This is a genomic window from Photorhabdus khanii NC19 (assembly GCF_000517265.1).
In the GTDB taxonomy this organism is placed as follows: Bacteria; Pseudomonadota; Gammaproteobacteria; order Enterobacterales; family Enterobacteriaceae; genus Photorhabdus; species Photorhabdus khanii.
In genome coordinates this window covers 50,124-76,759 of sequence record NZ_AYSJ01000008.1, presented here as the reverse complement: position 1 = coordinate 76,759, position 26,636 = coordinate 50,124, and the positions used below count along the sequence as shown (strand labels likewise).

The 26,636-nt window shown below is 41.7% G+C and carries 35 protein-coding genes and 4 pseudogenes; 27 read left to right on the top strand and 12 right to left on the bottom strand.

What is annotated here, in order from left to right:
* Nucleotides 1-48: 48 nt before the first annotated feature.
* From PTE_RS08640 to PTE_RS25650, 8 genes are all read left to right on the top strand, one after another.
* A complete protein-coding gene (locus tag PTE_RS08640) occupies nt 49-1,398 on the top strand; it encodes a DUF7146 domain-containing protein (protein WP_425339429.1) in 1,350 nt (449 codons plus the stop codon).
* Nucleotides 1,385-1,666: a hypothetical protein gene (locus tag PTE_RS08635; RefSeq protein WP_036845109.1), complete on the top strand. Its 282-nt coding sequence runs from the start codon at nt 1,385-1,387 to the stop codon at nt 1,664-1,666. The genes PTE_RS08640 and PTE_RS08635 overlap by 14 nt, the downstream gene beginning before the upstream one ends.
* Before the next feature lie 72 nt (nt 1,667-1,738).
* Nucleotides 1,739-1,978: a hypothetical protein gene (locus tag PTE_RS08630; RefSeq protein WP_021326768.1), complete on the top strand. Its 240-nt coding sequence runs from the start codon at nt 1,739-1,741 to the stop codon at nt 1,976-1,978.
* A gap of 246 nt (nt 1,979-2,224) precedes the next feature.
* Nucleotides 2,225-2,599, top strand: a complete 375-nt coding sequence (locus PTE_RS08625; protein WP_081738190.1) for a hypothetical protein — start codon at nt 2,225-2,227, stop codon at nt 2,597-2,599.
* A 113-nt stretch (nt 2,600-2,712) separates the two neighbouring features.
* Nucleotides 2,713-3,438: a hypothetical protein gene (locus PTE_RS08620; RefSeq protein WP_036845104.1), complete on the top strand. Its 726-nt coding sequence runs from the start codon at nt 2,713-2,715 to the stop codon at nt 3,436-3,438.
* A 96-nt stretch (nt 3,439-3,534) separates the two neighbouring features.
* Entirely contained in the window at nt 3,535-3,867 is a 333-nt protein-coding gene (locus PTE_RS26430; RefSeq protein ID WP_245219026.1) for a hypothetical protein, read from the top strand.
* Nucleotides 3,868-3,961: 94 nt separating this feature from the next.
* Nucleotides 3,962-4,711, top strand: coding sequence for a DUF6531 domain-containing protein (locus tag PTE_RS08615; RefSeq protein ID WP_394346978.1), 750 nt, complete (start codon nt 3,962-3,964; stop codon nt 4,709-4,711).
* Between the two features lie 250 nt (nt 4,712-4,961).
* A complete protein-coding gene (locus PTE_RS25650) occupies nt 4,962-5,138 on the top strand; it encodes a hypothetical protein (RefSeq protein WP_165577076.1) in 177 nt (58 codons plus the stop codon).
* On the opposite strand, the gene PTE_RS23595 is transcribed toward PTE_RS25650, so the two are convergent.
* Nucleotides 5,064-5,222 carry an IS1096 element passenger TnpR family protein gene (locus PTE_RS23595; protein ID WP_081738189.1) on the bottom strand — a complete coding sequence of 53 codons (159 nt, stop codon included), beginning with the start codon at nt 5,220-5,222 and terminating at the stop codon, nt 5,064-5,066. The two genes, PTE_RS25650 and PTE_RS23595, sit on opposite strands and share 75 nt — an antisense overlap.
* A 306-nt stretch (nt 5,223-5,528) precedes the next feature.
* Between PTE_RS23595 and PTE_RS26985 the strand changes: the two genes are divergently transcribed.
* The 4 genes and pseudogenes from PTE_RS26985 to PTE_RS27225 all read left to right on the top strand — a co-directional run.
* Nucleotides 5,529-5,876 carry a helix-turn-helix domain-containing protein gene (locus tag PTE_RS26985; protein ID WP_339366719.1) on the top strand — a complete coding sequence of 116 codons (348 nt, stop codon included), beginning with the start codon at nt 5,529-5,531 and terminating at the stop codon, nt 5,874-5,876.
* A 271-nt stretch (nt 5,877-6,147) separates the two neighbouring features.
* Nucleotides 6,148-6,576, top strand: a complete 429-nt coding sequence (locus PTE_RS08605) for a hypothetical protein (RefSeq protein WP_036845095.1) — start codon at nt 6,148-6,150, stop codon at nt 6,574-6,576.
* Nucleotides 6,539-7,510, top strand: coding sequence for a nucleotidyl transferase AbiEii/AbiGii toxin family protein (locus tag PTE_RS08600; RefSeq protein ID WP_036845092.1), 972 nt, complete (start codon nt 6,539-6,541; stop codon nt 7,508-7,510). Before PTE_RS08605 ends, PTE_RS08600 begins: the two co-directional genes overlap by 38 nt.
* A 311-nt stretch (nt 7,511-7,821) precedes the next feature.
* Nucleotides 7,822-8,079: pseudogene (locus tag PTE_RS27225) on the top strand (IS982 family transposase); the annotation flags it as partial.
* Here the strand turns inward: PTE_RS27225 and PTE_RS08595 are convergent.
* Nucleotides 8,054-8,782: pseudogene (locus PTE_RS08595) on the bottom strand (ISAs1 family transposase); the annotation flags it as partial. The pseudogenes PTE_RS27225 and PTE_RS08595 overlap by 26 nt on opposite strands.
* Before the next feature lie 305 nt (nt 8,783-9,087).
* The gene (locus tag PTE_RS08590) at nt 9,088-9,324 is read right to left on the bottom strand and encodes a helix-turn-helix domain-containing protein (RefSeq protein WP_110742853.1); all 237 of its coding nucleotides are present in this window, start codon (nt 9,322-9,324) and stop codon (nt 9,088-9,090) included.
* Nucleotides 9,325-9,571: 247 nt separating this feature from the next.
* Here PTE_RS08590 and PTE_RS08585 point away from each other — a divergent pair, with 247 nt between their 5' ends.
* Nucleotides 9,572-9,919: a helix-turn-helix domain-containing protein gene (locus PTE_RS08585; RefSeq protein WP_245219015.1), complete on the top strand. Its 348-nt coding sequence runs from the start codon at nt 9,572-9,574 to the stop codon at nt 9,917-9,919.
* Nucleotides 9,920-10,063: 144 nt separating this feature from the next.
* Nucleotides 10,064-11,095, top strand: a pseudogene (locus PTE_RS08580) (IS630 family transposase).
* Nucleotides 11,096-11,100: 5 nt separating this feature from the next.
* Here PTE_RS08580 and PTE_RS23585 read toward each other — a convergent pair.
* From PTE_RS23585 to PTE_RS08565, 4 genes and pseudogenes are all read right to left on the bottom strand, one after another.
* Nucleotides 11,101-11,322, bottom strand: a pseudogene (locus PTE_RS23585) (ISKra4 family transposase); the annotation flags it as partial.
* Between the two features lie 9 nt (nt 11,323-11,331).
* On the bottom strand, nt 11,332-11,514 hold the full coding sequence (locus PTE_RS27440; protein ID WP_209435496.1) for a TniB family NTP-binding protein: 183 nt from the start codon (nt 11,512-11,514) through the stop codon (nt 11,332-11,334).
* Nucleotides 11,505-11,921 (bottom strand): TniB family NTP-binding protein, encoded by a 417-nt coding sequence (locus PTE_RS08570; protein ID WP_205085317.1) that lies wholly within the window; start codon nt 11,919-11,921, stop codon nt 11,505-11,507. The genes PTE_RS27440 and PTE_RS08570 overlap by 10 nt, the downstream gene beginning before the upstream one ends.
* Before the next feature lie 2 nt (nt 11,922-11,923).
* On the bottom strand, nt 11,924-12,247 hold the full coding sequence (locus tag PTE_RS08565; protein WP_036845083.1) for a hypothetical protein: 324 nt from the start codon (nt 12,245-12,247) through the stop codon (nt 11,924-11,926).
* Nucleotides 12,248-12,332: 85 nt separating this feature from the next.
* On the opposite strand from PTE_RS08565, the gene PTE_RS25645 reads away from it, so the two are divergent.
* A complete protein-coding gene (locus tag PTE_RS25645) occupies nt 12,333-12,509 on the top strand; it encodes a hypothetical protein (protein WP_165577075.1) in 177 nt (58 codons plus the stop codon).
* On the opposite strand, the gene PTE_RS23580 is transcribed toward PTE_RS25645, so the two are convergent.
* Nucleotides 12,435-12,593, bottom strand: a complete 159-nt coding sequence (locus PTE_RS23580) for an IS1096 element passenger TnpR family protein (RefSeq protein WP_081738188.1) — start codon at nt 12,591-12,593, stop codon at nt 12,435-12,437. The genes PTE_RS25645 and PTE_RS23580 overlap by 75 nt on opposite strands.
* 323 nt (nt 12,594-12,916) lie before the next feature.
* On the opposite strand from PTE_RS23580, the gene PTE_RS27220 reads away from it, so the two are divergent.
* From PTE_RS27220 to tssK, 6 genes are all read left to right on the top strand, one after another.
* Entirely contained in the window at nt 12,917-13,093 is a 177-nt protein-coding gene (locus tag PTE_RS27220) for a hypothetical protein (protein ID WP_081738187.1), read from the top strand.
* 126 nt (nt 13,094-13,219) lie between these two features.
* Entirely contained in the window at nt 13,220-13,666 is a 447-nt protein-coding gene (locus tag PTE_RS22780) for a hypothetical protein (protein ID WP_051477303.1), read from the top strand.
* A 94-nt stretch (nt 13,667-13,760) separates the two neighbouring features.
* On the top strand, nt 13,761-13,979 hold the full coding sequence (locus PTE_RS08555; protein WP_036845081.1) for a hypothetical protein: 219 nt from the start codon (nt 13,761-13,763) through the stop codon (nt 13,977-13,979).
* A 975-nt stretch (nt 13,980-14,954) separates the two neighbouring features.
* Nucleotides 14,955-15,452 carry a type VI secretion system contractile sheath small subunit gene (gene tssB / locus PTE_RS08550; RefSeq protein WP_209435495.1) on the top strand — a complete coding sequence of 166 codons (498 nt, stop codon included), beginning with the start codon at nt 14,955-14,957 and terminating at the stop codon, nt 15,450-15,452.
* A gap of 30 nt (nt 15,453-15,482) precedes the next feature.
* Nucleotides 15,483-17,015, top strand: a complete 1,533-nt coding sequence (gene tssC, locus PTE_RS08545; protein ID WP_036845077.1) for a type VI secretion system contractile sheath large subunit — start codon at nt 15,483-15,485, stop codon at nt 17,013-17,015.
* A gap of 4 nt (nt 17,016-17,019) precedes the next feature.
* Nucleotides 17,020-18,753 (top strand): type VI secretion system baseplate subunit TssK, encoded by a 1,734-nt coding sequence (gene tssK, locus PTE_RS08535; protein ID WP_071992959.1) that lies wholly within the window; start codon nt 17,020-17,022, stop codon nt 18,751-18,753.
* A gap of 150 nt (nt 18,754-18,903) precedes the next feature.
* Here tssK and PTE_RS22775 read toward each other — a convergent pair whose 3' ends face one another.
* Together PTE_RS22775 and PTE_RS22770 are read right to left on the bottom strand one after the other, a co-directional pair.
* Nucleotides 18,904-19,263, bottom strand: a complete 360-nt coding sequence (locus PTE_RS22775) for a hypothetical protein (protein ID WP_051477301.1) — start codon at nt 19,261-19,263, stop codon at nt 18,904-18,906.
* An 87-nt stretch (nt 19,264-19,350) separates the two neighbouring features.
* Nucleotides 19,351-19,809, bottom strand: a complete 459-nt coding sequence (locus tag PTE_RS22770; RefSeq protein WP_051477299.1) for a hypothetical protein — start codon at nt 19,807-19,809, stop codon at nt 19,351-19,353.
* Nucleotides 19,810-20,157: 348 nt separating this feature from the next.
* On the opposite strand from PTE_RS22770, the gene PTE_RS08525 reads away from it, so the two are divergent.
* Complete coding sequence (locus tag PTE_RS08525; RefSeq protein WP_051477297.1) at nt 20,158-20,778, top strand: tyrosine-type DNA invertase; 621 nt, start codon at nt 20,158-20,160, stop codon at nt 20,776-20,778.
* 209 nt (nt 20,779-20,987) lie between these two features.
* Here PTE_RS08525 and PTE_RS22765 read toward each other — a convergent pair whose 3' ends face one another.
* The gene (locus PTE_RS22765; RefSeq protein WP_051477295.1) at nt 20,988-21,569 is read right to left on the bottom strand and encodes a helix-turn-helix domain-containing protein; all 582 of its coding nucleotides are present in this window, start codon (nt 21,567-21,569) and stop codon (nt 20,988-20,990) included.
* 425 nt (nt 21,570-21,994) lie between these two features.
* On the opposite strand from PTE_RS22765, the gene PTE_RS08510 reads away from it, so the two are divergent.
* The 5 genes from PTE_RS08510 (at nt 21,995) to PTE_RS26980 (ending at nt 25,311) form a co-directional block, all read left to right on the top strand.
* Nucleotides 21,995-22,687 carry a helix-turn-helix transcriptional regulator gene (locus tag PTE_RS08510; RefSeq protein WP_036845074.1) on the top strand — a complete coding sequence of 231 codons (693 nt, stop codon included), beginning with the start codon at nt 21,995-21,997 and terminating at the stop codon, nt 22,685-22,687.
* Nucleotides 22,688-22,724: 37 nt separating this feature from the next.
* Entirely contained in the window at nt 22,725-23,411 is a 687-nt protein-coding gene (locus PTE_RS08505; RefSeq protein WP_036845071.1) for a helix-turn-helix transcriptional regulator, read from the top strand.
* Between the two features lie 24 nt (nt 23,412-23,435).
* Nucleotides 23,436-24,101, top strand: a complete 666-nt coding sequence (locus tag PTE_RS08500; protein ID WP_036845068.1) for a PAS domain-containing protein — start codon at nt 23,436-23,438, stop codon at nt 24,099-24,101.
* 250 nt (nt 24,102-24,351) lie between these two features.
* Complete coding sequence (locus tag PTE_RS08495; RefSeq protein ID WP_036845066.1) at nt 24,352-25,059, top strand: helix-turn-helix transcriptional regulator; 708 nt, start codon at nt 24,352-24,354, stop codon at nt 25,057-25,059.
* A 126-nt stretch (nt 25,060-25,185) separates the two neighbouring features.
* Complete coding sequence (locus PTE_RS26980; protein ID WP_339366718.1) at nt 25,186-25,311, top strand: IS1096 element passenger TnpR family protein; 126 nt, start codon at nt 25,186-25,188, stop codon at nt 25,309-25,311.
* A 435-nt stretch (nt 25,312-25,746) separates the two neighbouring features.
* Here the strand turns inward: PTE_RS26980 and PTE_RS08490 are convergent, their stop codons facing one another.
* Nucleotides 25,747-26,421, bottom strand: coding sequence for a helix-turn-helix transcriptional regulator (locus PTE_RS08490; RefSeq protein WP_036845064.1), 675 nt, complete (start codon nt 26,419-26,421; stop codon nt 25,747-25,749).
* Nucleotides 26,422-26,636: the final 215 nt, after the last annotated feature.

Here is a 26,636-nt window from a genome sequence, read left to right as displayed (position 1 = left end):
CCGACACGAGCTCCTGCCCAGGCCAAAGCGCCTGTTCAGCAAGAGCCTATGAAGGTGAATAACAAGGTTCTCGATTCCAAGAATCGCAAAAAAACCATTGCCGGTACTCTGATTGCCCACGGTAAAGCTCCCTACGAGTATAACGAAGACAATGAGCTCAGCTACTTTGCCTTCATCCGTGACAAGAGCGGCTTGGAACGCACCATTTGGGGTGTGGATCTTGAAAGAGCTATTGGTGAAAGCGAAGCCAAGTATGGGGATGAGATCGTCATGACAAACCTCGGGCGCGAGCCTGTAACTGTCGTCGTTGAAGTTAAAGACGAGCAGGGGAATGTTGTGAGAGAACAACCCATGCAAACGCATCGCAACACCTGGTTGGTGGAACGTCGTGGCGCTACGGTAACGCAGTTCCGCGCTCGCTCGAACGGTGGTGTTGAGCCGGTGAGTCACCATGTTGAGTCGGCCCCTGTGGTCAACCGTACGGTAGAAGCTCCGGTACCGCAAGCACAAGCTGCGGCCATACAACCGGAAGAGCAAAGCAGCGAAAACAAGCCGAAAGTTGTTCCTATGTTTCGTGAACAATCTAAGCCTTGGCTGCTTGAGCTCCAAGAAGAAATGGAGAAGAGAATGGAGCGCGAACGCGCTTACAGTGCTCGTCTCCGTGAGAAAATCGAGAAGGTATGGAACGAGTGTTTGCCGTTCTCCAGTCATGTGACTGAGCCAATGCGTCTGTACTTCAAAAACCGCGAGCTTCTGTTCAAGGTCGATGAAGTAGAAAAAACAGACTGCCTGCGGTTCAATCCGGCTATGGCCTACTACGACGAAGATGGCAATGAAGTTGGGAAGTTCCCGGCTATCGTCTGCGCTATCCGAGATGTGGAAGGCAACCTGGTAACGCTCCACCGCACCTATCTCACCCAAAACGGTAAGAAAGCCAAGGTCGGCAACGCCAAGAAGATGATGCCCATTCCGGACGGTTTGGATGTCAATGGCGCGGCCATCCACCTCGGTGAACCGACTGAGGGTATCCTGGGTGTTGCAGAAGGGCTGGAAACGGCTCTTTCCGCTTATCGAGTCACTCAAATCCCGGTTTGGTCAACGGTCAATGCGACCCTGATGGAGTCCTTCGAGGTTCCAGAAGGTGTTCATACCGTACTGATCTGGGCTGACAAAGATAAGTCTGTGACTGGTGAGAAGTCAGCGAACGTGCTGAAAGCCAAGCTGGAGAAGCGCGGCATTCGTGTGTACGTCCTGTTGCCTAAACTCCCGATCCCGCCCAGAGCGAAAGGGATTGACTGGAACGATGTCCTGATGAGTCAGGGAAGCCTTGGTTTCCCGAATGCTCGCTACCTGCGCGATTTTATTGCGAGAAGGAGAGATGAGTATGCCCGTCATTGATGTCTCAAAGGTCGATACCACGCCTGGTAACGACGAGGTGTGCTCCTTCTCACCCCCTGAGGGGTGGGAGGGTGACTCTGCGGCTTACATTGAGCTTATGCGGTCTCGGTATCGTAATCTGATGCACTGCCAGAGAATGATGGTGACGGCTTCTTTTGCAAGAAGGGAGTCTATCCAAGTTACTGGTCCTTTTGCTGACGAAGCGATGAAGATCATTAACTCAATGAAAATGAATAAGGCAAAGCCGCCATCGGCTTTGTCTGCTTAAAACTTTAACCCTGAGGGGGTGTTCATGCCCTCTCGGGCATGATTCGCCTCCTTTTCAACTATGGAGGTAATTATGAAAAAGTTTTTGCGTATTAAGACGTGGTTTGTGCGTCTTTTCTCTCCTGACAAGAAGACTCTGGGAGCTATCGGTGAAGACCTGCGTAAGGTCGCCGTAACAGCCATCGGTGTTGGTATTGTAGGATTGGCTGTATCTGGGGACACTATTACCGTCAAAGAAGCCGGTTTAGTGTTGTTTGTTGGGGTTATCCTGTGGATCTATGGTATAATCTTAACCAAGGTCAGCAATTCCTAAGGGGGTCAAATGGACGCTTTCACATTAGGTATGTTAGGGTTGCTTATATTTTTCACTGTCGTCACTGGCGGCAGTCTGTATCTCTACCATGAGAAACAGAAAGAAAAAAAGCATCACAACGCCTAAAGAATAACTGCGAAAATGAACGAAAAGGCCAGCAATAGCTGGCCTTTTTTTATACTTGCGGTTTAGTGTGTTACATGTCACGATATGGTTTGTGTGACATGTAACGTAAGAGGTGTTTTTTTGAAAGTATCCAATGAAGACGCTCATTCGACGTCAATCTATCTCCTTAGAGCCGCTTCACGTCCAGCGTTTTGGCGTGACGTTCCATTCGATAAGAAACTTGAAGCAGTGAATATTCTGAATAGCATAGGACGCTCACCCTCAGAACTCACCGAATGGATTAATAAATATCTGACAGCAGAGCAAATTAATAAGCTCGGGACATCTATTAGGCAACGTCGCAGAAGGGGATATGGTGTTGGTAAAAGCATAACTATAAGCGATAACGCCCACAGGATTTTGAAGCGGTTGTCAGAAGTCGATGGTTGCAGTTTGTCAGAAGTGATCGAGAAACGCCTAGCCCGAGCTTATAAAAATACATGGGACCATAAATAGAGTGACGCCAGGGGTTGCATTTTTAAAACCCGTGATAGCATCTAAATGAACCCTAACGAATAGGGGTGCTGGCGGCGATGCCGACCATTATCCCGACAATGGAGAAATAGACCATGATGACATTGACTACCGTCTCGAAGAAAACATCAAATAATTCAGCCCTTGTATTCTGGCGCGTTGGTACAAAACGGAAAGGCATCCTTGATGTCCGTATTGATTTTGACCACGAAGAGGCGGATCTTTTGGCTGAGCTCGTAGCCATTCGCTATCTGGCGCTGGACAAACAGGTTTTTTGCAGAGAGCCAGGTGCTGGTGCTGGTTACAAGCTGGTGGTATCCAAAGGTGCGATCAAGAAGCTGGCACTGGGAAAATCCACCAAGGCGTTTGCATCCAAGTTTGCGGCTTGCCTCACTGGACGTTTAAGGGGCGCTACTATTGAAGTTTCGCAGAGCATGGAGTTTATGGATGAGCCGGGTGAAGGCAACGTTGAGCTCCTCGATGTGGACAAGCAAACTTATACCCAAACCCATGACGAAATATTGACTCCGGCCATTGGCCCCGTCCTAGTTACTCAACATGCCATCGATCAGTATCAGGCACGGATAACCTCTGGAGACCCCAAAAAACCGTGGGCCTCACTCGTTGGCCGACTCCAGCATCCAGAGCTACAGGTTCAGCCCTTTGACGAAAAGGTGGCTCGCCATAAAGCCAGAAAGTATGGCCGCGTTGATAACGTGGAAGTCTGGGGCCATAGAGATTCCAAGTTCAAGTACCTGATGGTGATCAACGATGACAACCAAAAACGTGTTCTTGTCACGGTGTTTGAGCGAAATGAGTGACCCGGCTGATGAGTCTGAACCTGCTTCTCATCTGTTCTGAATACACAAGCTCTCCAAATCACGTATTCATACCCTAAAAGGGCAAAAACGCAGTCGTTGATAACGACTCTCCTACCTGAAAATGGCTCCAGCGTAAAAACTGGAGCTGTAAATGAGATCGAGACCTTCCCTTTCACTGATGCGAAACCTGCGGTCATTGGCCGTGGTGGTGCTCGCAACCTTGCCGTGCTTAGCTTTTGCACAATGGCGGGTTGTGGCCGTGAGCACCGAAGTAGACAAAATGCGCTTCAACACCATCATGGACGCGCATTCCTTCATGAAGAATTATCGCTCTGGGGAGGAGCAAGGGAAGGGAATACCCGTTGGGGATACGCTTTATCCGGTTGCCAGTTATGGGGATGGCCGTTATGTCTCCAGGATCTGTTTTAAGTATCTAGGCGCTACTGGCGATTATGATCCCACTACCTGCACTGGCGGCCCAGCTACGGTCTACTGGCGTTCAACCTACGTTCTGCCGGGTGAGATGGATAAAACGCCTTTCCTGGACAGGGACCTCGGCTTACCATCAACAACCATGTGTGTGGGGAACCCTATCCATCTCGGCACCGGCAACAAGTTCCAGGCTGAGCTGGATTATCAAAGTGGAGGCTCCGACCCGCTCACATTCACCAGATACTACAATAGCCACCTTCCTGATGAAGAGATCGGCGGCTGGCGGCATACCTACTCACGGAGCGTCGAGGTCAACGCTTCAAAGTATGGTGAGAACATGGTTGTCCTGCACCGGCCAGAAGGGCAGGAGCTCGCCTTCTACAACTCGTCCTCTGTCTGGGTGGCAACTTGGAAAACCGATGACACCTTGGTCAAGGAGGATACCGGCTGGCGCTACACCCAATCTGACGGAGTAGTCGAGGCCTATGATGAGGCCGGGCGACTGACCGGCATCGAGAAGCCCAACGGCAATCACATCACGCTGAGCTATCTGAGCGGAGAACTGTCGTTGATCACTGACGGCTTTGGCCGCACCCTCCAGTTCCAGTATCAAGATGGCCGGATGGTCAGTATCACCGATCCTGCTGGTCGCACTATTCAGTACCAGTACAACAGCGCTGGAAAGCTGGCGGAAGTGATCTACCAGGACAATACGAGCCGCAGCTATCTCTACGATGACCCAAACGCACCTGAGTGGGCTTTAGATGATGTTGACTACGAAACAAGAAAAGAAATTATAGAAAGCCTAGCTGAAATTATCAAAGCGGCAAAAACAGATTGATCTTGTAGGAGGAAGCGATAATTTGTTAACTAATATTTTGCCATAGTTAACAATTTAACCTTAGTGATTATTTTGTCTGTCCACAATAAGCGGGAACCTCCGAAATTCTCGTAATCGAAATGGCAGGGGCTATTTGTTTTACTCTTATTATGTGAATCTACCTAGTATTTTAACTATAGAGTAATGATGTATTCGTTCCGTTGACGCCTCAAACCATAACGACTATTTTTTAATTAAATATGAGTGGCTTATGAGCGTATTAGGCAAAATTATTCCCCGGATACGGGCAGAGTTAACTCATTCGTCAGAGCCTAATTCTTTCAGACAAGTACAGTTCACTAAACTGAAAATATCAGAAGCAAAATTGATGAAGGTGATCATCATGCCATCCTTGAGCGATCTGAATGATATAGTGAAAAGTTGCTAAAGACGTTTCATTTGATAACCTAAAGCGACGCCAGATTATAGAACTGACACCCCGAAGTGTCACTCTAACGACATAGGATTTCATGGTGAGCTGCCTGATACGTACATTTAGTGACTCATTCTATCGCAAACTGAATTAAAGTGCCCCACAGTTTTTTATGCTCTCGTAAATAAAGCTTTTTTTTATCTAAAATGACCGGTTGGTGCTAAAGATACTTACCTGATCTGTTTCTACGCTTTCAATGAATCTGACATGGTACTGATAATTACCCATAAAATGACTCTAGGGGTCATATTGTGCGCCTGCCACGCATTCTGAAACAGTGGTAAAAAGTAGTCAAGATGAAACCATAGAAACCACTTATATTTTTTACATATGAAGCCACAGCGATTGATAGCGGCACGAAAAGCACAAAGTCTATCTCAACGAGCAGTTGGAGAAGCATTAGGAATCATTGATTCAGAACAAGCACGAAAAAAAATCAGCAGATATGAAAAAGGATCTGTATTTCCGACATACGAAGTAGCATGTCAGATAGCTAAAATATTGAATGTACCAGAGTGTTATTTCTATATTGATGATGATTTTTTCGCCGAACAAGTTTTAGTGTTATATAAAAATAACTTTTCTGATGGGTTTGAGAATAGTTTGATTATTACACTAAAAGAAAAAAATCAGGAATACGAACAAGCATTAAAGGACATAAAACGCACTATAAATTCTCTAAAAACTCTATAATGTCACAAACAGTTTTACTACGGCTTACCGGTCTTCCTCGCCTCATTTTTTTCCATATGAACCATTTCCATCTCGATCACTTCGTGTTTGACTAAATTCTCGTATTTGCTTGTACATTACTGGATGTTGGTTCTATAGTCAGAATGGTTTTTTAGAAAAAAATATTCGTTAATTAAATGATTTATAACAATTTTTATTTTAGTTGAATGTCAGTTTATGCCGTATTATGCTATTGTTGTATGCAGCAATTCTACATATCGAAGGAGGGGTTATGACTTCTTATGAAAAGATAAAGCAGAGATTATTTAAATCGAGACGCTATGTTTTTGAACGTAAAGATTTTTCCGATATAGCCAGTTATGATCAAGTTGGTCGAGGGTTTAATCGGTTGATAAAGAATGGTTTACTCATAAAAATTGGTCATGGTTTATACACCAAAGCTAGGATGAGTACATTAACAGGTGAGCCTATTCCGGCAAAACCTGGCGGTGTAGATTCAATTGTTTCTGAAGTATTAAAACTTAAAAAAGTTGATTTTACTTTTGATGATTTGACTCTCAAATTTATGAAGGGTGAAATTACCCAAATCCCGGCATCAATTAGATTTAAATTTGATTCCCGGAGATTTAGCACTCGTTTACAAATTGGCAGAAAAATAATAAATGGAAAAGTTAGATCAACTGAAAAAAGAGTTTACTGAGGTTGCATTTGCGTTAGGAATAAATAACCCGGCAATCATTGAAAAAGATTATTGGGTAGTCCATCTATTAACTCTGATTGCAAATGCTGAATCTGACGTGTTTGCAATCGTTTTTGGTGGAGGTTCAGCATTAGCCAAATCACACGTTAAAATCATGCGAATGTCTGAAGATGTTGATCTTAAAATCATACCTTATAATGACCTTGACTGGCAATCTATTAGCCGTTCGGAACGAAAAAGAATACGAAAATGCTTTCATGAACAACTTCTTTCTCTTATTGTTGCTGATGGAGCTTTTAGTATTGCTAGTAAGGTTATTAAACGTGATGAATACAGATATATAGAGATTGAAATTAAATACCCTCAACAATATCAGATAGCACCATGTTTAAGACCAATCATAAAACTTGAGCTAATGGAAACGACTCTGTTTGAAAAACCAGATTCTCGTTCTATTGCTTCTCTGGTGGCTGAACAATATAGGCGTAATTCGGAGGTGAAAAAATTCTTATGCGTTAACATTGAATCCACTTTTGTTGAAAAAATTGTATCTATGCTTAGGCGTACAGCATTAGTTGAGCGTAACCCTGAAGAATGGGAAGATGAAACGTTAGTAAGGCATATTTACGATGTGCATTTAATTAAATCCAATTATGAGCTAGATTTAGGTATTGTGTATTCAATATTTAATCGAGTTATATATGAAGATGTCGCAAGGTATGGTAATAAGCAGCCGGAATTTACTAACAATCCATTTGGTGAAATGAGATATGCGCTGTCACTGATAAAAAATCATGAAAAGTATGCTCAACGTTTCGAACTATATGTAGACCCTATGGTTTATAATGAACAGCCTCACGATTTTGGAACCTGTTTTACTACTTTTGAGAAAGTTTCAACTGAAATATTAGATAAAGTCAGTTTCAATGGATAAAAATGGAGACTATTCTTCATTTTATCTTTATTTTTGTTCTAAAGTCTGTCCTTATATAAGGACAACATAAAAAAGCGTGAAGAAATCATCCAAATGGTTTCCATTGGTTATATTTTGCATGGTAATTTTACGTTACACAGGAACATATTGTTGTAGCATGCTTCCCAATTATGAAGAAATGTACTGATATAGGGAGACTATTCTTAATTAACCTGAACTCTGCTTAAGAAAGGAAAGAAAAAAGGAACTAAGAGCCTAAGGCCCGATCAAAGTTTTTGTATAGAAAACAAAATCGTGGAGATCCTCAGGCTATGATGACTTTAGAAGAACTTTACTGCTGCGTCGATGATTTTTGCCAACAATTTATTCCGCTTTGGGAACAACAGCTCATCGAAAATAACCTGCTTAAACGCCATCGCGCAGCTTCCCTGTCACTGAGTGAAATCATGACGCTCCTCATTTTATTTCACATGAGCCACTATCGTCATTTCAAAGCGTTTTATATTGAGCATGTGCAACAGTATCTTAAGGCTGATTTCCCCCATAGTAGGAAGTATCAACGGTACCTTTGCCATTCTTTGTCCGGTGACGCTCAACGGCAATGATGCTGCGGATTGTCGGCCATTTTTTCACTATTTCCGGGGGAAAGACTGCCTTTAGCTGGAATACATCACGTTCTTCCTTACGGCCATGAACCGTTTGCTTGATTTCAGTGACGATTTTCTCTTTACCCGCATCAAATATCGCTTGAAATTGTGATTGAACGGTTTCCCATAATTTGGGTTGATTTTTCTTAACCTGAACAACATGGGTTTTCTTTTCGCTGATTTTTTCCAGCGTTTCACGCTGGCAATGCAACGCATCAAGCGTCACAATGCGGCCTTTAAGTTTCAGAATATCCAGCATTTGCCGCACCATCGCGATTTCCCCTTTTTTGTGCTCCGTGGCTTTTTGACACAAGACCAGGCCATTCTCTGTGTCATAAGCGGTGACAACCTGAAAGGAGTTTTTTGCATCATGGCGGTGGGCCCGGCGCAAGACTTTACCGTCAAAGGCGATGAGGGGTTTGCCCGCCTGTTCACGCTGCTCATTGACCCAATTCAGTAACGCTTCCAGCAAGGATTCGAGCACGATGGTGCGGAGTATCCTCGCAATGGTATGCCGACAAGGTATTCCGCTGATAACAAGAAAAATAACATCAATCAGATCATACTTACGATTGGTCTCGGAGCGAGTTTCTTTAACAACGGATAAATGTTCCATCAGGGTCATGAGCAGGGCAGCCGGCAAGAAATCATCGTGATTAGATCATGTCATTAGGTTTCATTCAATAGATGAGCCCAAAAGTATGCTCGCGCCCTGAATAATTCCCTGGCATGTTTTATGTCCGTCTATCAGAGGAATTAAAAGATGTGAAATATCCTCTTCGTTAATTTTAGTTCTTTATAGGATTATGATGAATTACCAACGCGATACTCAAAGATTGGTATTAGCTATTGCATTGTATAATACAATAGCTGGCAATTATTTTGTTTTTTGGTTAATAATGACGCTTGAATATTGTTAGCACCATTGGCTTAAACCCACCTCTTTCCATTTTTTTCACGACGTGATGGCCAAATATCGGATGGATGCAAACCTAATTCAACAGCAATCAATGCTTCTCCTTTTGGCCACGGACGATGTAATGCGTTGCTTAATGTACTTGGTGCTAAACCGGCTTTACGGGAAACGGCTGAAAGAGTTGTTCCTCGTTTTTTCAACTCACAAATGATCTCAGCAGGATGCCAGTCTTGATTTAAATTAGTTTTCACAACGATCCTTCCTTCTATTTAATGGTTATTTATTGTTATAATAACTTTTGTAAATATTATTTATTCCCTGGTGATAAAATGGTTTTAGGAAAATACATCTACATGATGATAGTTCATTAAATAGGTTCATAATATGACCCTAGGGGTCATGTTGTGCACCTGCCACGCATTCTGAAACAGTGGTAAAAAATAGTCAAGATGAAACCATAGAAACCACTTATATTTTTTACATATGAAGCCACAGCGATTGATAGCGGCACGAAAAGCACAAAATCTATCTCAACGAGCAGTTGGAGAAGCATTAGGAATCATTGATTCAGAACAAGCACGAAAAAAAATCAGCAGATATGAAAAAGGATCTGTATTTCCGACATACGAAGTAGCATGTCAGATAGCTAAAATATTGAATGTACCAGAGTGTTATTTCTATATTGATGATGATTTTTTCGCCGAACAAGTTTTAATGTTATACAAAAATAACTTTTCTGATGGGTTTGAGAATAGTCTGATTATTACACTAAAAGAAAAAAATCAGGAATACGAACAAGTATTAAAGGACATAAAACGCACTATAAATTCTTTAAGAACCCTATAATGTCGAGAACATAAAAATCTATGGGGTATTTTTACGCAGCTAAATAACTTTTCAAAATAGTAGATCACTTTGAGGGAACTCAATCCGGTTTGAGCGATCTGATCAATCACCAATAAAGAAAAAACCACCCAACCGGACTGAGTGATGCCAATCATAGCACCTATACCCCGAAACGAACGTCGCCTGATGCAAAAAGTTGTTCATCAAACGCAGGATAAAAACCACGCCAGAAGGTTAATGGCGATGTTCATGTTACATCGTGGCGATTCTGTCACTCAGGTCGCTAAAACGCTTTGTGCTGCCCGTTCTTCTGTTAATCGATGAATAAACTGGTTTACCTTGTTCGGGATTGACGGTTTGAAAAGTCTTCCTGCGGGACGACCATCCCGATGGAATTTAAATCCGCTTTTTCCTGTTTTTTCTCTGTTGTTACAGTACTCTCCCCAACAATTTGGATGGCTACGCTCACGCTGGAGCCTTGAGTTATTAGCTATAAATATCAAATCGTTATTTAATATCACGCTTCCCATTAGCACACTTTATCGGTATTTCTCCCGGGTCAATATCGTCTGGCGCAGAGCAGCCCCGACCCTCAAAATACCGGATGCGGAATACGAAGAAAAAATGGCCGCAATTAAAGAAGCGTTATCAACAAGTTCTGCGGAATATCCTGTATTTTATGAAGATGAAGTCGATATCGCGTTCAATCCCAAAATCGGTGCTGACTGGTGTTTGAAAGGTCAGCAAAAACGTATCCCCATCCCCGGCCAAAATCAGAAATATTATCTGGCAGGGAGTGTTGATGCCCGGACAGGAAAAGTCGATTATGTTGGCGGCCAAAGAAAGAATTCTGATTTGTTTATCAGTCTGTTAGAAAAACTGAAACACACTTATCGTCAAGCGAAAAAACTGACGTTAATCCTGGATAATTATGTGATCCACAAAAGTTGTAAAGTGCAAAATTGGTTGAAAAAGAACCCTAAATTTCATCTTCTGTTTTTACCTGTCTATTCATCCTGGCTTAATAAAATAGAACGACTTTGGCAGTCTTTACACGAGACCGTCACACGAAATCATACTTGCTAATATATGTGGCAATTACTGGGAAAAGTAAATCGATTTATGGCCGCCGCTTCACCCTTCCCGGGCAGTCGAGCAGGAACAGTAAAAGTGTAGCGGTATTATGGAAAGTTATTTAGAGCCTCTATCTCTGTATTCTTCAATTTGGGATACCAACGATGAAATAAACTTTCAAGCTCTTCATTTAATACCGCTACCCGTGTTTGTAAGAGATAATGAGCACCTTGCTGACTCCATTGCATTTGCTGTTTTTTCGCCATCCGCTTTTCTATCACTTCATTTACGGTTAATTCAACAAATGCTGTTGATATCGGTTCTCCGTAACAATACCTTTATAGAGTCCAGTTTATCGCTAAATAAGCATCGTGTGTACCAACACCAATCAGGGGAATACTCAGTTCGTTGCCAAGAAAGCGCAATAAGTTGAGAAATTCTCGCCGATTTATGCTGTTACCCGCTAGAATGTTGTGCAGCTCGTCTATCACTAACAGGCGAACGCCAAATGTTAGTGCCAATTGTTCCATTTCTGGTAGTCGGGGGCGGGCCGTAATGGTGCGCCTATTGCGATGAGCAACGCGACGTAGAAGCGGATCACTGAGGGTTCAGACGGCATCTTCTGCACAACCAATACTGGAATGTACTCTTGGTTGTCGTCATAGCTGGCCGGATGGGTACGCCGGAACTTTTCTATGACCATCGACTTGCCATTGTTGGTTGGGCCAATCAGCAACAGATTAGGCATGCGCTGCTTATTAGGCCAAGTATACAGGGTTTTCAACCGGTTCAATGCATCAAGCGCTCGTGGATAGCCTATCCAGCGATCAGCGCGGATACGCTGAATACGCTCGGCTGTTGGCAACTGAGCCAGCCCTTGTACAGCTGGCAACAGATGGGATAAATCAATGATAGGATATTCGTCCACAGCTACCACTCCTCTATTTGATCAAATGGTTTGGTCAAAGGCTGATTTTTTGTCTGTTGGTCAGTTATCTCTATTTTTGGCAGAACGGACTTATTTGGTGGAAGCGACAGCTTGAGGTGCTGGCGTCGTTCTGCATCACGACGGGTTTTGCGTGTCGCTTTCTGTGCCGTAGTGACGATCTCACGCATTTGCTTGATCATGCGGAACAATATCGATTCATTCACCTGTTCTTGCCCGAGTTGACGAAGCTTTATCAACGCCTGTCGCTGCTCCCATAGGGTAACCTGATTATCACTTAAACTCAGCTCCCATAGGCGTATACTCAAGATAAGTCTGTGCGGAGGTAGATGTATTCGTTCCGTTGACGCCTCAAACCATAACGACTATTTTTTAATTAAATATGAGTGGCTTATGAGTGTATTAGGCAAAATTATTCCCCGGATACGGGCAGAGTTAACTCATTCGTCAGAGCCTAATTTTTTCAGACAAGTACAGTTCACTAAACTGAAAATATCAGAAGCAAAATTGATGAAGGTGATCATCATGCCATCCTTGAGCGATCTGAATGAGATAGTGAAAAGTTGCTAAAGACGTTTCATTTGATAACCTAAAACGACGCCAGACGATAGAACTGACACCCCGAAGTGCCACTCTAACGACATAGGATTTCATGGTGAGCTGCCTGATACGTACATTTAGTGACCCATTCTATCGCAAACTGAATTAAAGTGCCCCACAGTTTTTTATGCTCTCGAAATATTACCAACAAGGATAAGCTTGATTGCTGCGTTAAACCTGATTGAGTCACAAGTTCGTTATTGTGAATTAAATGCGGCAGGGACACTACCTGAAAAATTAGATATATAACATATCTAAGGCAAGAGCAAAAATAACTACCCATTCTCGAAATTAAATTTTTTATTGACGATAATCATCGTTCAATGTAGGGTACTTCTGTTGCAGCAAAATCTGTAACCGGACGTGAGAATCCGACTATCCTGAATGGCGCAAACTACACCACACGCCAACGCGTGTTTTTTTTTGCGCAGCCTGACAACATCAGAGTTATGGTGACTCAGGCGGGGCAGCCTTTGGGCTGGCCGGTACCATTCAGGCCGGTTTCTCACCCCCGTTTGGGTTGCCACCTTGAGCGTGAGAACTTAAGGTGGTAAGAAAATCACAGAACTGAATGGAGTTTTCAATCATGTACCAATTCAAATTTATCCTCTGTCCGATCTAAAAATAATCTTTCATTCCCATACTTGTACATGTTTTTAATAAACAAATAGGTAATTTAAATGACTGACAGAAATGATCATAATTTAAAAAAAATAATTGCGTTAAGTCTTGCCACCGGTGCCGGTTATTTTTCATATAGCCCAGAAATTGGATTTAATAGATATAAATTTAGTGAAGAAGCAATTTTAGTAACGAATAAAGAAATAGATTTATATAGAGATTGCTCTAGAGACGATGGTTGGGATAGTGGAGTTGAAAATATATGCTGGGGCATTATCATTCAGAAAACAACAAAATCAAATAAAAAAGATTATATTCTAAGCGACATTGATACACGTTTTATATATAATAAAATACAATCTAACGCTGTTAATAATTTTGCATTAAATATACTTGAAGAAATAAAAATATATGAAAATCATTCAAATGATAATAAGCTAATTGATGGGCTTAGACTATCCGCAGTTTTAGCAAAAATTTATGCCAATCAACTTAATGATTCATAATGAGAAGTAGGTTGTAGATATACGATAGGGGCATATGTCTGACCATATGCCCCTATCTACCACATAAACCAAACTCGTAACGTGGATGCTTATTATGGCAACTAAACATGATAACACTATTAAAATAGATCTTCTAGATCTTCTAGATCTTATTATTGAAGCAAGAGACATCGGGCGAGCATGCTACATTTTAGCATCTTTAATTTCTAAAGATGACGATTTATATCCTCTAATAAATCAAATTTTAAGGCTGGTGCATTTCAGAACTGAAAAAGTGTACGCTAAAACGATAGTATCAGATCTGGAAGTCTAAATCGAGAGCATGAAATTGTGTGGGGCACACTACATAGGCGTTTATGCCGCTGTAGAGCCATCAACTGTACTCCGGCTAGCTCATTAATTCTGGTGCCGGGATACCAACGCTCAAATTGTGACTTTAGCTCGCCATTCAGAACGGCCGTCCGAGGAGAGCATTTAAATGATTGCCCCGCAGTTTTTATGCTCTCAACTGAGTTGGTAATACGCCACATAACAATATTTCGTTTACCCGTGACTTGTTCAAATGAGCGTTATTATGATTGTGTACCCGAAAATAAATCCTCGTATCCATCATCAAAAATAGCAAAAAAGTATTTTGGTTTTACTTCACAGGATAGGACTTTTTCATCTCCATACTTATCTGTTCTATAAAAGCGAAAATGAATAAACGAGTTATCCCATAATATAATCGATATGACGCGGCTTAATTAAATGTATTCTCATTCGCATAATATGATTGATAACCATTCTCTTTTTCACCCATCCCATCAGGCACGATGTATTGATTATTTAGTGAATTGAAAACATAGTATAAATTTAAAAAATATAACAGTTCTATATTGTGCTGAATGACCCTAATGATAACCAAATAGATAATTTGCTATCACTTTGTTAAAATAAATGCAATCTTATTTTTGAAAAAAATACAACGCCGTTTAGGTTTGGTTTATATATTGTATGTTTTTTATGTTACAGATCGGTTTTTATGACTGATTTATCTTGTGCAAAAAGTGCCATAGGATAAAAAATGTCTTGATTTTAGATAAAACTGTTTAGAAAATCGCCCTGGTTAGGAAATGATCTGCCCGGTGAATATGTTTATTTATCGCGGCGGATCTTGTCGGTGTTCTCTTATTTACTGCCCGGTTAATGGCCTGCTCTGAAATATCTGAATCCGTTTTTTGTTCCTGAAATTTAGAGGGCATGCCCCTCATGCCTGGCGTTGTTTTTTATTGCAGAGGAGCCGATTATGGCCCAGAGTTTTCAAAACGAAATCCCTAAGGCGCGTATTAATATCAAATTAGATTTGCACACTGGCGGTGCGCAAAAAAAAGTTGAGTTGCCGCTGAAATTATTGGTGATGGGAGATTACAGTAATGGGCAGGAACAGCGCCCACTCTCGGAAAGAGAAAAAGTTTCTATTAACAAAAACAATTTTGACAGCGTGATAGCTGAATTCAGCCCCGCACTTAATCTGACGGTTCAAAATACCCTGGCTGAAAATGGCAGCGAAGAAAATATCGCCCTCACTTTCCAGCAAATAAAGGATTTCGATCCTGAGCACGTGGCCCGCCAAATTCCCCAACTGCGGGCTCTGCTTTCGATGCGTAATTTACTGCGTGATTTGAAATCCAATTTATTGGACAACAGCACGTTTCGCCGTGAATTTGAGCGCATTCTCAAAGACGAGGCCCTCAGTGATGAACTGTGTGCTGAACTGGCTGCATTAGCGCCAAGAGCTATCTGATGATAACGGTATTTAAGTCAGGAGAAATGAATGACTGTGCAAGAACAAGCCGCTGCTGCTGCGGTCACCACGACCTACGCTGAGGGTAGTGTCTATCAATCATTGTTTGAGAAAATCCATTTACAGCCAGTCGAACAGCTGAGCGACATTGAATTCTTTCAACATAGTGACGCGCTGGCTGATGTCACGGCGGATGAGCGGGTGACCGCCGCCGTCCGTGTTTTTCTCAATCTGCTGAAAGCCTCAGCACAAAAAGTCGAGCGGCTGGACAAAACCTTGTTGGACCACCATATCGGTGAGTTGGACAGCCAAATCAGCCGTCAGTTGGATGTGGTGATGCATCATCCAGAATTCCAGCGAATCGAATCTGCCTGGCGTGGCCTGAAATTTTTGGTTGACCGGACGGATTTTCGTCAAAACGTCAGAATCGAAGTCCTGGATGTGACCAAGGAAGATTTACGGCAGGATTTTGATGACGCGCCGGAAATTATCCAAAGTGGTTTCTATCACCACACTTACATTCAGGAATACGATACGCCGGGTGGGGAACCTATCGGCTCGGTGGTTGCCAATTACGAATTTGATGCCGGCTCGCAGGATATTGCCTTGTTGCGTAATATCGCCAAAGTATCAGCCGCGGCGCATATGCCTTTCATTGGCGCTGTTGGACCAGCCTTTTTTGGTAAAAAAACCATGGAAGAAGTGGCGGCGATTAAAGACATCGGCAGCTACTTTGACCGCGCTGAATACATCAAGTGGCAAGCGTTCCGCGACAGCGACGATGCCCGCTATATCGGCCTGACGATGCCGCGTGTGTTGGGGCGTCTGCCCTATGGCCCGGATACCGTACCGGTACGCACGTTTAACTATGTCGAAGAGGTCAGCGGGCCGGATCACGATAAATATTTGTGGGCCAATGCCGCGTTTGCGTTTGCCGCCAACCTGGTCAGAAGCTTTGTCAGCAATGGCTGGTGTGTGCAGATCCGCGGGCCGAAGGCGGGAGGCGCGGTCACGGATTTACCGATCCATCTCTACGATCTGGGGACCGGTAATCAGGTCAAAATTCCGTCAGAAGTGATGATCCCAGAAACCCGCGAATTTGAATTTGCCAATCTGGGTTTTATGCCGCTCTCGTACTACAAAAACCGCGATTACGCCTGCTTCTTTTCAGCCAACTCTGCGCAAAAACCGGCGTTGTACGACACGCATGAAGCCACAGCCAACAGCCGTATCAATGCGCGTCTGCCCTATATTTTTCTGCTGTCACGGATTTCCCACTATTTGAAGTTAATCCAGCGGGAGAACATCGGCACCACCAAGGACAGGCGTCTGCTCGAAATTGAGTTGAACAACTGGATCAACACCTTGGTGACCGAAATGACCGATCCTTCTGACGATTTACAGGCCTCTTACCCGTTGCGCGAAGCGCGCGTCATTGTTGAAGATATTGACGACAACCCCGGTTTCTTCCGGGTCCGGTTGTACGCAGTGCCCCATTTTCAGGTGGAAGGACTGGACGTCAATCTGTCCCTGGTTTCCCAGATGCCGAAAGCCAAGGGGTAACAACATGAAAATTGATCGTCCGTTATGGGTGACGGGGACTATCCTGTCGCCCCAACAATTTCAGCAACAGGCCCGCTGGGAGGCGTATACCCATGAATGCGTTGCCCGACTTGGGGGACTGCATCCCTGGGGCGTGCTGACCGCTGTGTTTGACAAAGCGATGCTGGCGTTGGGGCAGTTGAAAGCCGATCACCTGTGTGTGCGCTTTGCTGACGGATCGCTGATTGATACCGATCAGGCGGATCGCTTACCCCCGGTGCTGGAACTGGCGACGGTGCTGTCGGCAGAGACGCAACAGGTTACCGTCTTGCTGGCCTTGCCGCACATGTATGCCAATGGGGGGAATTGCCTTAAACCCGATGAACAGGCTGACCGCCCGGTGCGTTACCGACAGGAGTGGGTGCCGGTACAGGATGAATTCAGTGACCGCAGTGAATCCATGGCAGTGGCCCGTTATGCCGTGTCGCTGCGCTTTGATGGGATGGAAAACAGCCTTGTTGACGCTTTGTCGCTGCCTGATTGGTATCCGCAAGCTTTTTCTCACCTGGATGTAGAGGAATATGCCCTGGTGTGTCAAATCTGGCAACGTGAGCCGGTATTGCGTGAACTGGTCGCGGAACTTGATAAGTATCATCTCAGAGGCAGCCAGGAAAAACAGGCCGTAAAACCGACGAAACATACACATCAGGCGTACTATTGTCATTCCTGCCAATGTGACCATGCTGACTATTTCGATACGCCATTCCATTTGATTGATCATCACCTGCATGTCCGTTTATATGCGGTCCTGGTCACGTTGTGGGGCTGTTGGTGTATTGAAAACGCCATACGAATAAGTCACTGTCATAAAAAATCTACGTGGGAACGTTATCGCCAGCGATTGGCGCCGGTTCTGGCGTTGACGAGTGGCCGTCCGGTGACGCCGTATCCCCGTTATCTGCTGGGATTTTCGCCGGGTCAACAGGGAATAAGCTGCCCGGCGTGTCAATCATCGTGGCTGAATTACGTTGAGGAGATGCCAGCGGGTAACCCCATGGTTCACTGTGACGCGTGCCAGCATCAGTTTGTGATGTATCCGGATATACCTAAGGGGGTTGATCCGTTTGCTGAGAAAACACCGAATGACCAGGTGCCGGAACCGGACTGGTTCCGGCACTTGTTTGCGCATACCACGCAAGCGCAATACCAGCATTTAAGACATGTATGGCAAAGAGAACCGGTACTTCGGGCATTAGCTGATCGTCTGGATGAACAAAATCCGACTTTGGGGGCGGTGTATGAATGTCCCCGGTGCGGGAATCGGCAGGTGACAACTTCTCATCGGGATGAATATTACTGCCGGTTCTGTGATAAGACGTTCGCTGCCAGCGTGGGCTCATTGTTTTATAATTTGCAAAGACGATATTATTATCGGTTGTATGCCACGCTGGTTTTATTGTGGGTACAGTGGCGGCCTACGCCTGCTTCGGCGATCGGGAAGCTCAGAAAGATAGAGGTATTCAATTACTACCGTAAACGGCTGCAACCGCTGTTTGATGAATTAGGGGATCAGCCTGTTACGCCATACCCACGGTATATGGCGGGGTTTACCCTGGGAAGACAAGGGGTTCACTGTCTTCGCTGTCAGTCTTCGAAGGTGGATGCCGTGGGATTTATCGTCGTCTGCCCGGATAATCCGAAAATTCGTTGCCAGGATTGCGGGTATGAGTTTCAGTTGCAAGCTTGGCGGGGAATTTAAACCGTTCCAAGTGCTTTAGGGGACCCCCGCACGCAGGGGAAACAATTGGGGTCATTGTTGTTCTATTAGGGACGTATCAGGAACCCTCTGAGGCAAGGGAAACACCTGTTTTTAAAAAAAATGCTTGATTAATGGGGTTTGCAGTCCATCTTAATATACCGTGAAATCTGGCATTTTAGCATTGTTCCATTTTTCAACATCCCATTCTGTTTCAACCAGTCCGCAGTTGTGATGGTGATGTCCACCCAGACGGGGATGACCGGCGAAACGTATCAGGGCGGCCAGGAAAAAAACCGCTTCTATCTGTGTGACGCCTTTCAAATGCCTTCTGTGTTTCAATTCAGCACCGGTAATAAAACCTTCGTAAGGATGAAGTGTGCGGCGGATATTTTCGCGGGTTTCCTGTTTCTTATTCTTACGGGCCTGGATTTCTTCGTCTAATACGGCCAGTTGTTTTTCTTTCGTCCTTTTGAGATCGATGGTTTTTATTGCACTCTGCGTTGATGTCATTAATGTGTCTGAGTAATAAATTAGTTCAGAAGGCGATGGGCTTAATTTAAGTGAACGTACACGCTCATCCGTTTTTTTGCCAAAATTTTATATATAGAGCAGAGGAAAAACGAGATCAAGCGTTTGTAATAATGACAGATGATGATTCATCGTGGTTGTCATGACGTGGATTCTGTCAGTGAAATACATTGGAAGTTTTGCGACTACGCCAGGTGGGGCCAGAAACCGGGTTCGAATGCCGGGCTCAATAATTGCCCCGACACCTGACCACATGCCAAATTTTTGACTGGTCTTTGGTTTTTGAGGATTCTCAATCCCTGTTATTGCGATATCCGATACAAAAAAACTTTGGCAAGCTCTACAGTGGTTAAATGGTATTTTGTATCCATTCAGTCCACTGACTGACATCGCATTAAATTCTGCGGGTATTCTTCCGCAGCATGAACAGAGCTTATCTGTAAATGTAAAATCCATTCGTGCCAGTGCCGGGTCCATGATGTTTGTGAGTTCGCTATAAACTATCTCGACTGGATGAGCAGAGGTCATAAAATATAGATTCCTTTTATCGAATTTATATTAAATCTTACTGATAAGATTGTCCATCATTATGAAAAATGTTTGGACGTTATTCTACCGTTCAATACAATTAATTGGAAATCATTTTCTATTTTGTTGGTAGGAAAAGCAAAAATTCAATTTCAGTAGTTTTTACGTTTAAAAATGGCGATTTATCTTATTATAATCAGAAGTGACCTTAAGTTAGATATACTATCATAATTATTACCACTTAATTTTCCTAATTTGGCTGTGCTAAGCGCTACACTTAGCGCAGCTTTTTCTTCTATATAATAATTATTTTCCCTGCCGTTTTCGGGGAGGTGTTAAGGATATCGAATGGGACAACGAAAACATCTGACGCAATTGGAAGTAGAAAGCTTATTGGAAATGGCAAAAATGAGCACAAATAGTGCGCGTGACTATTGTCTAATTTATATGAGTTTTGTTCATGGCTTACGTGTGAGCGAAGCACGATATCTACGATTATCTGATCTAGATTTAGAGGGGGGAACTCTGTACATTCAGCGCTTAAAAGGCGGATTGTGTACGAATCATCCGCTCTTAGGTTATGAAATTCAGTTAATAAAAGCGTGGCTCAAAGTACGTAAAACCCTTCGGGGAGCCGAAAGTAACTGGTTATTTCTGTCACGTTATGGGCAACCATTGACCCGTCAGCGCATCTACAAAATTATTAGCCAGTTGGGGCGATTGGCTAATATTGCTGTTAATTCACATCCACACATGCTGCGCCATGCCTGTGGTTTTGCTCTTGCAGACAGGGGAGTAGATACCCGGCTGATACAAGATTATCTTGGGCATCGTAATATTCGCCACACCGTGCTGTATACCGCAAGTAATGCTGAACGTTTTAATGGCGTCTGGAATAATCAGCGAAATCGCCGCCGGGTATTGCATTTCGGATCAAAATACTCCGTTTTTGACGATATGTCTGTTTAACAGGCCAGTGTTAATCTTATGTTAGTCAAAAAAGTAAAAATTCATTTCATGACAGATTTTATTATTGGAATCGCATTGGACTTTCTAGATGGATAATTTTTTGGCGGGGCTGAACATCACAGCCCTTTTTTAATGTGATTGGCAGAGTGGTACGCTTATTAGTGCTTAAAAATCCCCTAAGTAGGGGGGAATACAGAGAAAGTTTGATGTTACTTATATGTTGATATCACATCTAAAATTTTGTTTAATAACAACTTCGCGTCTTCCGGTGTCATCGTATCTAATTTTTGTTTGTGTTTATTAGCATCGGTGTCTAAGCCTAGAATTAACCACTCTATCGAAGTGTTGCTTGCGTGGGCAAGTGCAGCCATTTTATCAATTGAAGGGTAAGTTAAACCACCCAAATAGCTCCAGATTGCTGTTTCTGACAGACCACAACGCCGGGCAAATGTAGCGATGGGTTCATCTTGCATGGCTTCACGTAAACGCTGACCGAAATGAGTGACCCTATCGTCATGGATCCCTAAGATTAACCATTCTATCGAAGTGTTGCTTGCGTGGGCAAGTACAGCCACTTTATCAATTGAAGGGTAAGTTAAACTATCCAAATAGCTCCAGATTGCTTTATCGGACAGACCACAACGTCGGGCAAATTTAGCGGTGGGTTCATCTTGCATAGCTTCACGTAAACGCTGACCGAAATGGGTGATCCTATCGTCAATAATCACGCGATCTGGCTTATTACTTTTTTTACCTTTTTTAGTGGTTTTTTCTTCGTACGAATTTGTCATTGAGTCGTTTCTCGCAAATTTGAGAAAAAAATCGGTTTTGGCTTTACATCTTCTTTTTTATTCAATATTGTTTACCTATAAATTTTACCTACAAATAGTTATTCATGGCTCTTACCAGAATACATAAGCATATCATGCCCATATAATACATGCGAGCAGGCAAGATTGGTATTGCATAGATATCTGCATAATTAAAAAGGTTCGATGAAATTTTGCGCAAAAATATTATTTGTGAACAATCGGATGGACAGTGAAATTGGTTTACATATGAAAGTATCACTATGATTATAAGTCAATGCAGTGAATAATTTCATTATGATATAATATTATCTTTTATAAATAGAATAAAATCATCGTGTTTTTTGACGAATAAATTATTGTGGCCTATCTTTCAGAGTATATTATTAAATAGGTAAGGAGTTTCTATGTCAAATAAGAAAACCAATCAACCGAGTAATATCGATCCGCAATTAATTCATATGTGGGAAAAAAGTCATCAGCCATGGGGAGCTAAAGATCTGCAATCAAGGTTTATCTATGCTAATCCGGCTTTCTATCAACTGCTCAACTTGCCTGAAGATTTCGATATTACCGGGCTTGCAATAGGTGAATTACCTTCACCCATTGCAAAATATGCAGAAGAATTCCGCCGCCAGGACCAGGAAGTTCTTCAAACAATGCAAAGAGTGACTTCACTGAATACTTATCCGGTTGGAAAACAGCAAGTTAAGCAAAGCTATCGTTGTGATAAATATCCACTCTGCGATGAGAATAGTCATTGCATCGGGATCATTTTTCAGATATCCGAAATACAAAACTTTTCTACTTCTTACTACTATGAAAGAACATCTCCGGCAACGCTGGAATTCACGCCGCCTAACGACATACTGACACAGACTGAGTGGGAAGTGCTCTTTCTGACCCTGCGTTCACTGGATGAAGAAAGTATCAGTGAAGCATTAATGATGAGTACAGAAGATGTTGTTAGTCATATTCAATCAATTTATCAAAAATTTAATCTGCCGCTGCATATAGAATTGAAAGATTTCTGCAAAGAAAATAAATTAGATCGTTATGTTCCTGAAAAGTTTATTACTATTGGTAGTAGGGAGTTATAAATTTATCATTAACATAACTGTACAATAGGATTTTTTTATGAAAAGCACTAATCAGATAACTATTTCATCGCAAATAGTCAATACCATGGGAATAAATAATGATCCATGGGGAGTCAAAGACAAAAATTCATGCTTCATTTATGGTAATCTGGCCTTAAAATCTCTCAAGAATTTCTCAGACTCATTTGATTTTGAGGGGCTTTATGATGATGAACTCCCCTGGGATGGTGCTGAGTTTGCAAAAGAATTTGTTGAACATGATAAAAAAGTGATGGAAAAAAATAAAAGAATATGTTCACTTGAAACTCATGTCTTTGGGAAAGAAAAAATTCTGTCATCTTATTTTTTGGAAAAATTTCCAATATATGATGATAAAAATGAGTGCATTGGCATCCTTTTTCATGCATGGGAAGCCCAGGATTTCTCACTGACTCGTTTGTATCATGGAAAACTTCCTGCATCCATTATGTTTCAGCCGCCAACTGATTTATTTACGCAGCGGGAGTGGGATGTTATTTTTCTCTCCTTGCATAAATACACGAGTAAACAAATCGGGCGGATATTGAATATCTCCTATCGCACTGTTGAAACCCATATATTTCGGATATATAAAAAGATCGGCGTTAATTCCTGTTATCAATTGGAAGAATATTGTCGCCTTAATGATTTTGATCTCTATGTGCCGGAAAAATTTGTGCACCCAGAAAGCAGAATGTTTATTTAGATTTCAAATTATCACGGAGTATTTATGAAGAACTATACAATATCGCCTCAGATTATTAATACAATGGAATTAAGTAATGAGCCGTGGGGAATAAAAGATAGTTCTTCATGTTTTATTTATGGTAACTTAGCATTAAGTTTGCTTCATGATTTTCAAAAATCATTTGCTTATGAGGGATTGTATGATGATGAACTGCCTTGGGAGGGGGCTAAATTTGTACAAGAGTTTGTTGATCATGATAAAAAAGTGATGGAAAAAAATAAAAGAATATGCTCACTTGAGACGCATGTGTTTGGTAAAGAGCAAGTTTTGTTGTCTTATTTTTGTGAAAAGTTCCCTTTTTATCATGAAGATGGGGATTGTATAGGTGTTATATTTCATTGTTGGAAAGCTAAAGACTATTCATTAACCTATTTACATCAGTACTATGATAAATTCCCCTCATCCATTTTACTTCAACCGCCAACAGATCTTTTTACTGAGCGTGAGTGGGATATTATTTTCTTTTTTTTACAGAAATATACAAGAAAGCAGATTGGAACAATATTGGCTCTTAACTCTAGTGCTATTGAAAACCATGTGACCAGGATATATCATAAAATAGGTATTAATTCCCATCTTCAATTAGAAGAATACTGTCGAGTCAATAGTTTTAATCGCTATATACCCGAAAAATTTTTATTATCTTAGCGCCCTGTATTCTTTGGTTACTCTGTTTATCGTATTAATATGAAGTAATCTTATCTTGAATGCTTAATTGACTAGCGTAGAACGAATGTAATATGTAATCATTATCGATTATTTATCTTTCTGCCTTCTATATACTGTCTTTTGCGTTATTTGTTATTTATGAGAAATTAGGAACATTATTACCTGCAAGGATATGCACTTATATACTAAATAATTTAATTAAAAATAATGTTTTAAGGATTACCTATACATGAATCAATCGAGATGCAAAAATTTACCTTTGATTACTCATCAATTAACAAATATGTGGGATAGAAGTTCTGAACTGTGGTTTGTCAAAGATAGAGAATTCCGTTTAATTTATGCAAACAGGGTATTTATGAAAGTTAACAAACTCCCTAAAGATTTTGATGTTATTGGGTATTCTGAAAAAGAATTACTCACACCATTTTGTCGTTTTGCCCATTTGTTTGAAGAGCACGACCGTAAGGTATTTAAGCATATGCAGAGAATATCAGCCATAGGGATTTACCGAGTAGGGAAAGGTAAACAATTTAGATCTTACTTTTATAACAAATTCCCATTAATGGATGAAAATAATCAATGTATTGGTGTAGCTTCCCATGTCAGAGAAATAGAGTATTTTGCAATATCTCATTATATTAAACACCATACGTTTATTCCTGTTAAGTTTAGCCCTCCGAACGATATATTAAAAGAGAAAGAGTGGATGATTATTTACCTGTTTTGCTGCGGTATCAGTAATAAAGATATTGCTGTGGAAATGAAGATGTCATGCCGTACTGTGGAAAAACATTTTGAAATTATCTATGAGAAACTCTCTGTCGGATCAGCTATGGAGTTAAGATGCCTTTGTAAAGAAAAGGCTTATGACCTATATGTTCCGCCAAGATATTATAAACTTATTGGCTATTTTTTATTAAATCAACCACTATAATTTTGTGGAAATATCAGAAAAAGCCTTTTTTATTGATTCAGATAACATAACCAGTACTGGTAAGCAGTTTTACCAGTGCGCCTATTAATATTGGTTTCTCCGATAATCCATATCGGGTAACTCTTAATGACCTTAGCTTTAGGTGATCGTTTTACCTATGAGTACAATTTTTTCGATAACTGGTTGCATGATATCCGTATTGAAAATGTTCTCAAACTTAAAAACCTTATTTTGTTTGGGCGGAAATGGTAATGTCCTCCTAATTCATTGTACTGTATTCACGTACCCGTGCCTGGCAGGGATAATTGATGTTGCACCTCACTACTATAAGATGGATATTCCAGCACTGTAGCGAGCATTCCATAAAGCCTGTTTTGCTTTTTCCCGATCTTTAGAACGTCTAATCTCCGTATGTTCCTAACCATTTATCCCGGCAATTCCGACAACCCAGACATCGCCGATGAACTTTGCTGTTTCAATACATTCAGAGCAATGTATTAGTAAAGGATATCCTGTAGATTCCCGAATCCCTTGCCTTTTGCCTGTGTCTGCGTAACAATCGCCGTGGCTTCAGCGGCTTGCATACCGGCTGAGGTTGTCAGGTGGCGGTGACGGGTGTCCCACTCGCCTGATCTTCCGGGCGGACATTTGAGGTTTATTCCTGATAATAGAGCACAGGGATCATTCTTAATCCAGAAAAAAATAGTTCATAGATTTAACGTATTTTGGTGGAATATAGAGATTATAATTATTTTTTTCGCAAAATAGTTTCAATTCAATAATTGTTCCGATTGATAATTTCTCATAGATATCTTGGAAGTACTTTTCCACAGTACGGCATGAAACTTTCATTTCATGAGCAATACATTGATTACTGATGCCGCGGCAGAATAAAAAGATTACTGTCCATTCTTTTTTTGTCAATATATTATTAGGGGGGCTAAGCTTAACAGGAATAAACGTATAGTGTTTAATATAATGATGGACTGAAAAATGATTTATTTCTTTAATATGACAAATTATGCCAACACAGTGATTCTTTTCATCCATTAACGGGTATTTTTCACAAAAATAGGGATTAAGTTGTTGGCCGTCGTTTTGAAGATGAGCTCCAATAGATGATACTCGTTGCATAGTTTGTAATACCTTACGGTCATGTTCTTCAAAAAAGTGAACAAGATGATTAAACGGTGTAGGTAATTCTTTAGCAGTATATCCTGTGACATCAAAGTGTTCAGGTAACTTACTTAGTTTAATAAATGCTTTATTTGCATATATAAAACGAAGTCTCTTATCTTTTACAAACCATGATTCATGACTTCTAGCCCACATATTTGTTAACTGAGGGGTAATTTGACTCATCTGTGACCTTCAATAATGATTGAATATAAAAAGAAAAATATTTCAGCAGTCAGCAAGAACAGCGATTTGTTCTATAGGGAATTCTCTCATAATCAGAAGCTATAATATTGCTATGGTTTCCGCAGTATAAGTAGTCTCAGATCAAGATTATTCTTAATCATACATTTCAAATTCCACAAGTAGTCGTTGCTGCCTTGTTGGGTTCAGGTATAGAA